Annotated in this window: 8 protein-coding genes and 1 pseudogene; 3 read left to right on the plus strand and 6 right to left on the minus strand. The window is 72.4% G+C overall.

Annotated features, from left to right (window positions below; genetic code table 11):
- From C1J00_RS47190 to C1J00_RS31450, 3 genes and pseudogenes are all read left to right on the plus strand, one after another.
- Positions 1-111: pseudogene (locus C1J00_RS47190) on the plus strand (hemerythrin domain-containing protein); the annotation flags it as partial.
- A 300-nt stretch (positions 112-411) separates the two neighbouring features.
- Positions 412-1,512, plus strand: a complete 1,101-nt coding sequence (locus C1J00_RS31445; RefSeq protein ID WP_102912382.1) for a winged helix DNA-binding domain-containing protein — start codon at positions 412-414, stop codon at positions 1,510-1,512.
- A 154-nt stretch (positions 1,513-1,666) separates the two neighbouring features.
- Complete coding sequence (locus C1J00_RS31450) at positions 1,667-2,248, plus strand: Rv1733c family protein (RefSeq protein ID WP_180989764.1); 582 nt, start codon at positions 1,667-1,669, stop codon at positions 2,246-2,248.
- Positions 2,249-2,332: 84 nt separating this feature from the next.
- Here C1J00_RS31450 and C1J00_RS31455 read toward each other — a convergent pair whose 3' ends face one another.
- The 6 genes from C1J00_RS31455 to C1J00_RS31480 all read right to left on the minus strand — a co-directional run bounded on the left by C1J00_RS31455 (position 2,333) and on the right by C1J00_RS31480 (position 9,138).
- Positions 2,333-3,565, minus strand: a complete 1,233-nt coding sequence (locus tag C1J00_RS31455) for a cation:proton antiporter (protein ID WP_102912384.1) — start codon at positions 3,563-3,565, stop codon at positions 2,333-2,335.
- 6 nt (positions 3,566-3,571) lie between these two features.
- Entirely contained in the window at positions 3,572-4,060 is a 489-nt protein-coding gene (locus C1J00_RS31460) for a cation:proton antiporter regulatory subunit (RefSeq protein ID WP_102912385.1), read from the minus strand.
- 121 nt (positions 4,061-4,181) lie between these two features.
- Positions 4,182-4,637 (minus strand): hypothetical protein, encoded by a 456-nt coding sequence (locus C1J00_RS31465; RefSeq protein ID WP_102912386.1) that lies wholly within the window; start codon positions 4,635-4,637, stop codon positions 4,182-4,184.
- Between the two features lie 167 nt (positions 4,638-4,804).
- Entirely contained in the window at positions 4,805-6,469 is a 1,665-nt protein-coding gene (locus tag C1J00_RS31470; protein ID WP_102912387.1) for a purine-cytosine permease family protein, read from the minus strand.
- Between the two features lie 135 nt (positions 6,470-6,604).
- Positions 6,605-7,867, minus strand: a complete 1,263-nt coding sequence (locus C1J00_RS31475; protein WP_107501879.1) for a putative hexosyltransferase — start codon at positions 7,865-7,867, stop codon at positions 6,605-6,607.
- Positions 7,864-9,138, minus strand: a complete 1,275-nt coding sequence (locus tag C1J00_RS31480) for a bifunctional glycosyltransferase family 2/GtrA family protein (RefSeq protein ID WP_102912388.1) — start codon at positions 9,136-9,138, stop codon at positions 7,864-7,866. Before C1J00_RS31480 ends, C1J00_RS31475 begins: the two co-directional genes overlap by 4 nt.
- Positions 9,139-9,331 lie beyond the last annotated feature (193 nt).

Raw genomic sequence — 9,331 nt, forward strand, 5'->3', positions numbered from 1 at the left:
CGCCCCCACCCGGGTGTCGAGTCCGGCGCCGCCAATGTGGCCCTCGGTCCCGTCGCCGCCCTGGTGGACCGCACGAAGGACGCTGTCCGCAAGGCCATGGGAAAGGACTGAGCGGCGTCGGACGGGTAGGACGAACGCAGAGTGCGCCCCGTGGGGGACAGCATGCGGTCCCCCACGGGGCGCAAGGCTCCCGGGAGCGGGACGTCCGGCCCGGGAGCCGACGACCGTCGCCCGCGGCGGCGGCCCATGCGGTCATGACCGCCCGCGTCGGCGGCCAATGTGGTCATGACCGCCCGCGGCGGCGCACTTTGCGGTCATGATCTGACCGCATCCCGTGCCACGGTGATCGTGGACGCCGCCCGGACACCTGGACCACGGGCCGGCACACGACGCAAAGGCCGAGGTGCACCGATGACCGTTCTCGACGCCCGGGCGCTCAACCGCGCCACCCTCGCCCGGCAGTTGCTCCTCGCCCGCGCCGACCTGCCGGTCCTCGACGCCGTCGCGCACCTGTGCGGCCTTCAGGCGCAGGAACCGCAGGAGCCGTTCCCCGGCCTGTGGTCGCGGTTGCGGGCGTTCGACCCGGCGGAGCTGTCGGAGCTGCTGACCGGGCGGCGCGTCGTGCGTACCCACCTCATGCGCCGCACCGTCCATCTCGTCACCGCCGACGACGTCGTCGCCTGGCGCGCCCGCCATGACGGCATGCTGCGCCAGCGGGTCCTCGGGGTCTACCGGCGCGAACTCGACGGGGTCGATCCCGGCGAACTCGCCGCGGCGGGCCGGAAGGTCCTGGACGACGGCGAGCCGCGCTCCATGCCGGAACTCGCGCGAGCCGTCGCCGGCCGCTGGCCCGCGGCGGGGCCCCGTCCCCTGGGCGAGATGCTGGTCGCCGCCCTCCTCCCGACGGTCCAGCTGCCGCCGCGCGGACTGTGGCGCACGAAAGCCGGAGTGCGCTACGCGCTGATCTCCTCCTGGCTGGGGCGCGAGGTCGACCCGCCCGCGACGGACGGCTCCGACCCGGTCGGCCAGGCGCTGGTGCGGCGCTACCTGACGGCTTTCGGCCCCGCCGCCTCGGCCGACCTGCGCGCCTGGTGCGGCCTCGCCGGACTGCCCGCCGCGGTCTCCGCCCTGCGCGAGGAACTGGTCGGCTTCCGCGACGAACGCGGCCGCGAACTGCTCGACCTCCCCGACGCCCCCCGCCCCGACCCCGGCACACCGGCGCCCGTGCGGTTCCTGCCGGCGTTCGACAACGCGATCCTCGGCTACCACGACCGCAGCCGCATCATCGACGACGCGCACCGCCACCTGTCCGTCGCCGGCGAGCGCGTCGTGCTGGTCGACGGCAGGGTCGCCGCGACCTGGACCGTCGAGGCGGACACGGTGCTGGTGAACCCGCTGCGCCGCTTCTCCCGGTCCGACCGCGCCACCGTCACCGAGGAGGGCCGCGCGATGGCCTCCTTCCTCTCGGGCGACGAGAGCGACCGGGTACGGATCGCGGCCTCTCCCGTGTGAACCGCGCCCTCTCCCGTGTGAACCGCGCCCTGACACCTTGAGCCACGCCCTCACACCCTCGCGATGAGCGGCCCGGCACTGATCGGCGAGCGTCAGCGGCAGTCAGGCGCACACTGGAAGGGTGCTGCCGGTGCTCAGGAGGGGGTGTCGGCCCATGGAAGCGTCAGAGCGGGTGACCGTGCGGTGGTGGCGGTGGCGACGCAACGCGCTCAAGCGGCGCGTCGACGTCGTCGAAGCCTGGGTCGTGCTCGCCGGCTGGATGCTCGCCCTGCTGGGCGGGCTGGTCGTCGGGACGATGGCGGCGGGTACCGTCGAGCGGGCCGCCGAACGCCAGCGGGCCGAGAGCCGCCAGGTCACGGCGGTGGTCGTCGAGGACGCGCCCGGCCCGTCTCCGGCCCGTACGGCGAGCGACCACCGGGTGTGGGGCAAGGTGCGGTGGACCGCGCCCGACGGCTCCACGCACCGGGAGGAGGCCCGGGTGGCGCCCAGGGCCCCCGCCGGGAGCACCATCTCCGTATGGGTGAACCGGAACGGTGACATCACGAGCCGGCCGGTGTCCGACGGCGAGGTGTGGCTCCACACCGCGATGGGCGGCGCGCTCGCAGGGGCGTTCGCGGGCGGAGCCGTCCTGGGAGTCGTCTGGCTGACCCGCCTGGCCCTCGACCGGCGGCGCTTCGCCCAGTGGGACGCGGAGTGGGAGCGGATCGACACGCGCAGGGGCTGGAAGACGGGCTGAACACGGCGGTACCGGCTGTCCCGCAGGGCTCCTTGCCTCCTCCGGCGGCCCACCGAGGGTCCTCACCGGCTGCCCCGGGTTCGCTCAGGTGCGGCCGACCGTGTCCTGGTCGCCGAGTGCCTCGTGCGCGCTCGGGGAGACCGGAGTCCTGCGTCGGCGGGAGCGTGCGGTCAGGCGCGTGGCCAGAGGCTCCGTCCAGCGGGCGGTCAGAGGGCCGAGCAGGACCAGGATGAGGACGTACGCCGTGGCCAGGGGCCCGAGGGAGGGCTCGATGCCGGACGTGACGGCGAGCCCGGCGATGACGATGGAGAACTCGCCACGGGCGACGAGCGTGCCGCCGGCGCGCCAGCGGCCTCTGGGCCCGATCCCCGCGCGGCGCGCGGCCCAGTAGCCCGTGGCGATCTTCGTGGCGGTGGTGACGGCGGCCAGGGCGAGGGCGGGCAGCAGCACGGGCGGGATGCTGGCCGGGTCGGTGTGCAGGCCGAAGAAGACGAAGAACACCGCGGCGAACAGGTCCCGCAGCGGCGCGAGCAGACTCGTCGCGCCCTCGGCGACCTCACCCGACAGCGCGATGCCCACCAGGAAGGCGCCCACCGCCGCCGACACCTGCAACTGCTGGGCGACCCCCGCGACCACGAGCGTGACGCCGAGGACGACCAGCAGCAGCTTCTCCGGGTCGTCGCTGGAGACGAAGCGCGAGACGAGGCGGCCGAAGCGCACAGCGAGGACCAGCACCAGGGTCAGCACGCCCACGGCGATGGCCAGCGTGACGCCGCCCGCCGCCAGGCCCACCCCGGCCAGCAGGGCCGTGACGATGGGCAGGTACACCGCCATGGAGAGGTCCTCCAGGACGAGGATGCTCAAAATGGCCGGGGTCTCGCGATTGCCCAGCCGCCCCAGGTCCCCGAGGATCTTGGCGATGACGCCCGAGGAGGAGACCCAGGTGACGCCGGCCAGGACGACGGCGGCGACCGGACCCCAGCCGAGCAGCAGGGCCAGGACCGCGCCCGGCAGGGCGTTGAGGACGGCGTCGAGGAGCCCGGCGGGGTAGTGGGTCCTGAGGTGGGAGACGAGATCGGTGGCCGTGTACTCCAGGCCCAGCATGAGCAGTAGCAGGATGACACCGATCTCCGCGCCGACGGCGACGAAGTCCTCGCTGGCGCCCAGCGGCAGCAGCCCGCCCTCCCCGAAGGCGAGACCGGCCAGCAGATAGAGGGGGATCGGCGAGAAGCGGAAGCGCCCGGCGAAGCGGCCGAGCAGCCCGAGCCCGAGGATGAGGCAGCCGAACTCGATCAGGAAGACGGCGGAGGAGTGCATGGCGGGTCACTCCCGCCCGAGTATCGCGGCGGCCGCCTCCACGCCCTCGCGGGTCCCGATCACGATGAGGATGTCGCCGCCGGCCAGCCGGAAGCCCGGGGTGGGGGAGGGGATCGCCTCCGCCCGGCGGAGCACCGCCACGACGGACGCACCGGTCTCGGTACGGATCCGGGACTCGCCCAGCAGCCTCCCGTTCCAGCGTGAGGAGCCGGGCAGCTCGATCCGCTCGGCGACGAGTCCCAGGTCGGTGGTGGACAGCAGGTTCGGCGTGTGGTGCTCGGGCATCAGGGCGTCGATGAGCGTGGCAGCCTCCTCCGACGTCAGTCGCACCGAGAGGTCGCACGCGTCCGGGTCGTCCTCGCGGTAGGCGCTGAGCGTCCGGTGCCCGTCGCGGTGTGCGACCACCGAGAGGCGTCGGCCGTTGTCCCGTGTCGTCAGGTCGTAGCGGACCCCTATGCCCGGCAATGGAGTGCTGCTGAGGCGTGGCGCGCTCATCTCCGTCCCCCTTCGGTGCCTGCGCGTTCCTGCCTGTGGGGGCCGCGCCCGGACCAGCGCCCAGATCCGGCCTGTGTCGTTCATCCTAGGCGGCGGGGCGCGACCGTACCCCTTGCGTGGGCTATCGGGACGGCTGCGGGAAGGGGGATGCGGACGGGACGGGTGTGGCCGTGGGCAGCCGGGCGGTCGCCCCCTCGACCTGCCGCACCGAGCTCTCGCCGGGCCGGTGGCCCGTGCCCGCGCCGGTGGACAGCTGGGACCAGGCCCCCAGGGCCAGGGCGACGGCCGCCGCGGTGGCGACGACCCGTCCCGCGCGCCGGACCTTGGCACGGCGGTCCAGGTCCTGCCACGCCACGCGCACCCACAACTCCTCCGGCTGCCACAGTTCGCCGACGGCGAGCGGGGGCCGCAGCCCCCGCCCCGCCGCCCGCTCCTCGGCGGAGGGCTCCCGGGGAGCGGAGACGCGTATGGCGGACTCGCTGTCCGTGAGGAACCTCAGCCACACGTCGTCGGGGGCCGGGGGGATGCCTGGCGGATCGTGCGGGGTCCCCCGCCCGTCATGCTCATCGGTGGTCACGTCCCGTCATCCCCTCTCCGACCGTCGGCCCGCTCGCCGCGCAGCACAAGATCAGTATGCAGGCCGGGCCCCGGAGCCGCCGCCCGTCCGGTCCCGTACGACGCGTCCGAGACCGAGTTGGAACGTGTCCTGCGGCGGGAGCGCCCGGCCGCGCTCCCGCCCACGGGTCAGACCGCGGCCGGCAGGACGTGGTCTCCGACCTTGTCGGTGCTCAGGCACAGCGAGCAGACGACCGCGTCGTGCGTCCGGCATGCGGCGACGTCCGGCCGCTCGAACTGCTGCCGGCACACATGGCACTCGTAGGTGACGGCGCTGGGGTTGCCGTCCTCGTCCAGGAGGGGCTCGGCGATGCCGTCGTCGGTGCGGCGCAGGTAGTACCTGCCCTTGGTGACCACGGCCATCAGCGGCGTGAGGACGAAGGCGATCACGGCCGCGGCGACGGGGGAGTACGGCTGGAGTGTGTCGCCGAGGCCGTGGAAGTACATCGCGATGGACAGCCCCGAGGCGGCGACGAAGGAGACGACCCCGACCGGGTTGACGGCGTAGAGCATGCCCCGGCGGAACTCGGGGGCGTGCGGGGACAGCTTCAGCACGTACTTGTTGATGCCGATGTCGGTGGCCACGGTGACCACCCAGGCGATCGCGCAGTTCGAGTAGAAGCCCAGGATGCCGTTGAGGAAGCTGAACATGTCGGCCTCCATCAGCGCGAGCGCGAAGCCCAGGTTGACCAGGACGAAGACCATCCGGCCCGGGTAGCGCTTCGTGACCCGGGTGAAGGAGTTGGTCCAGGCGAGGGAGCCGGAGTAGGCGTTCGTGACATTGATCTTGATCTGGCTGATCACGACCAGGGCCACGGCCAGCGGGAGGACGATCCAGGACGGCATCATCGCGTCGAAGGCGTACTTGAACTGCTGGATCGGCTCGGGCGCGGCGGAGGCACCGACCTCGGCGATGATGTACACCGCGAGGAACACGCCGATGGCCTGCTTCAGCGCGCCCAGCACCACCCAGCCCGGACCGGCCATCACCACGGCCGTCCACCAACTGCGCTTGTTGGCCTCGGTCTTGGGCGGCATGAAGCGCAGGTAGTCGATCTGCTCGCCGATCTGCGCGATCAGCGACAGGCACACGCCCGCGCCGAGCAGCACGGAGGCGGTGTTGACGCCGCCGTCCCCGTCGGTGCCCGCGTAGGCGAGGAAGCGGTCGACGCTGCCCGGGTCGGTGGTGACCAGGTAGACCAGCGGGCCGACCATCAGCAGCAGCCAGATGGGAGTGGTCCACACCTGGAGCTTGCTCAGCGCCGTCATGCCGTAGATCACCAGGGGGATCACCATCAGGGTGGAGACCAGGTAGCCCAGCCAGAGCGGCAGTCCGAGGCCCAGCTTCAGGCCCTGGGCCATGATCGAGCCTTCGAGGGCGAAGAAGATGAAGGTGAAGCTGGCGAAGATGACGCTGGTGAGTACCGAACCGAAGTAGCCGAAGCCGGAGCCGCGGGTGATCAGGTCCAGGTCGATGTTGTAGCGGGCCCCGTAATAGGCGAGCGGAAAGCCCGTCACGAAGATGACGACGGCGGCGACGGCGATGGCGAGCAGCGCGTTGCCGGTGCCGTGGGCGAGGCCGATGCCGGCCCCGATGGAGAAGTCGGCCATGTAGGCGATGCCGCCGAGCGCGGTCGTCGCCACCACCATCGGGGTCCAGCGCCGGTAGCTGCGCGGTGCGAAGCGGAGGGTGTAGTCCTCCAGGGTCTCCTTGACGGCCTGGTCCGTACCCTGCGCTGCGTCCTGCGCGGGTTCCGGCTCGGCGACATCTGCCAGTCGTGGCTCGGCACTCATGCCAGGCCTCCTTGCTGCGGGTCGGGGACGACAAGGCAGGCACGGTAGGCAGCGGCCGTTACCTCTAAATACTTCCTGCGTGAAGGGAATGTTTCGGAGACATCTCAGCGGGCGCCGGGGCTGTTCGGGGTTTGTCTACGGCACTCCGAGCATGAACAGCACGTACCCCGCGTACGACCCGGAGGCCAGCGCGGCCGTGCCGAGGACCGTGACCAGGGACGGCCATCCGAGCCGGCGCAGCGCGAGGGCGAGCGGGACGAACAGCGGGAAGAGCGGGAGCAGATAGCGCGAGACGTTGCCGAAGTACTGCTGGGTCGTCATCACCATGAGGTAGGAGAGGACCGTGTAGACGACGAGCACGGCGGGCGGTCGCAGACGCAGCAGCAACACCGTCAGCACCGGCACCATCAGCACCACGCAGACGCCGATGACGTCCTCGAAGGGCATCGCGAACAGGTAGTCGAAGTGACCGACCGGGATGGACGTCAGCACGTTGAACGTGTGGACCCCCCAGTCGAACTTGTGGGCCCAGGCGCCGTCCTGCAGCTTGGAGTAGCCGTTGATGTCGCCCATGCGGTAGTTGACCCAGGCGAGGTAGCCGAACAGGCCCGACGGCGCGATGGCCACGGCGGCGAGCGGGCGGCGAACCCCGTCCTCACCACGGCGCAAGGACAGCGCCACGGCAACGGCCAGGGCGGCGACGAGCGCGACGGCGGTGGGCCGGCAGAGTCCCGCCGCGCAGGTCAGCAAGCCGGCGGTGAGCCAGCGGCGGGACATGACGGCGTGACAGGCCCACGCGGCCAGGGCGGTGTAGAGGGACTCCGAGTAGCCCGACCACTCCGTGCCCGAGCCGGGCCACACCGCCCACAGCCCGGCCGCGACCAGACCGGCCCGGTGGCCACCCAGCCGCTCGGCCACGGCGTAGACGCCCAGTGCCGCGACGAACGACGCGATGACGGAGACCGTCATGCCGGCGCCGTACAGGCCCAGTCCGGTGCACTCCGAGACCAGCCGCATCAGGGTCGGGTACAGCGGGAAGAACGCCGCCGAGTTGCCCTCCAGCGTGATCAGGCCCTTCGCACCCGGGACGGGCTCCAGCGCGGGGTCGTACCCGTGCTCGGCGATCTGCTGGTACCACCAGCCGTCCCAGCTGGCCAGGACGTCCCAGGCGTGTTCGCCGCCGCCGAAGCGCGGGTTCTTCTCGCGGAAGTCGCCCGCGGAGTCCAGCAGGTACATGAAGACGGCGAAGCCGGCCAGCTTCAGCACGCCGTACGTCAGCAGCACGGGCCCGTAGCGGACGGCGGCGGCACGCAGCCTCGGCCGCAACTCCCTGGAGTCGCGCGGGACTTCGGGGCGACCGACGCCGGAGGGTGGGCGACGCAGCTGGACGGTGCTCATGGCGAGGTGGTTCCTGTCGTACGGCGGGCCGGGAACACCCAGGCCCGAAGGAGGAGGAAGCGCAGCAGCGTCGAGGCCAGGTTGGCGGCGATCAGTGTGACCAGCTCGACCCGGTGGCCGGCACCGGGCGCGGTGTGGTGGAGGACGGCCAGCGAACCGCTGGTCAGGAACAGCCCGACCACGAAGGCGGCCAGGCCCTTGAGCTGGTGACGCAGCGCGCCGTCGCGGCCCCGCACCCCGAAAGTGAGCCGCCGGTTGGCCGCCGTGTTGGCGATCGCGCTGGCGAGCAGGGCGAGCGCGTTGCCTGCCTGCGCTCCCGTCGCCGGTCTGAGCAGGGTGTACAGCAGCAGGTAGTACAGGGTGCTGGCGGCGCCGACCGCGGCGAAGCGCACCACCTGCCGGGCCAGGCCCGCGGGCAGTTCCCCGTCGAGGTCGCCGCCGCTGCGGCGCAGCGCGGTCAGCGGCAGCCGGCCGCCGGCCAGGGCCCGGCCGATTCGTGCCATGCCCCGCAGATCGGCCAGTGCCGTGGAGAGGACGTGGACCCGGCTGTCGGGGTCGTCCACCCAGTCCACCGGCACCTCGTGAATCCGCAGCCCCGCGCGCTCGGCGATCACCAGCAGCTCGGTGTCGAAGAACCACTCGCGGTCCTCCACCAGCGGCAGCAGCCGCTCGGCGACGTCCCGCCGCACCGCCTTGAACCCGCACTGCGCGTCGGAGAACCCCACGGCGAGCGTGGAGCGCAGCAGCCCGTTGTAGCAGCGGGAGATGATCTCCCGTTTCGGTCCGCGCACCACCTGTGAGCCCCGGGCCAGCCGGGAACCGATGGCGACGTCCGAGTGACCCGAGATCAGCGGCGCGACCAGCGGCAGCAGCGCGGCGAGGTCGGTGGACAGATCCACGTCCAGATACGCGAGCACCGGGGCGCGGGAGCGTGACCACGCGGTGTGCAGCGCCCGGCCCCGCCCCTTCTCGGCGAGCCGGATCCAGTCCGTGCCGGGCAGCTCCGCGGCCAGCCGGGAGGCGATCCGCGGGGTGGCGTCGGTGCTGGCGTTGTCGGCGATGGTGATGCGGAAGGCGTAGGGGAAGGTCTCGCCGAGGTGAGCGTGCAGCCGCCGGACGCAGGGCTCCAGGTCGTTCTCCTCGTTGTACACGGGAACGACCACGTCGAGGACGGGTTCCGGGTGGTGCGCGGGCAGGGGCGCCCGCCGGGGCAACGCGGACGGCTCGGGTATCGGGCGGTCGATCAGGGCCGACCGCCGTACGGTTCGCATGGCTGTTTCACGGTCCTCTTCTGGCGCGGGACGGGCCCGGGCGCCGGTTCCGGGCATGCCGAAGGCGCCCGTGGCGGGTGGTGCGGTGAAGGAGGGATCGGGGCGAGGTCGCCCCGGACGGGGAGGGCCGCTCAGGCGGCTACTCGGGGTAGACCGATGCGGAGGGTTCCTCGGCTGTCTCTTATATACATCT

It is taken from the genome of Streptomyces cahuitamycinicus, from assembly GCF_002891435.1.
GTDB classification, from domain to species: Bacteria; Actinomycetota; Actinomycetes; order Streptomycetales; family Streptomycetaceae; genus Streptomyces; species Streptomyces cahuitamycinicus.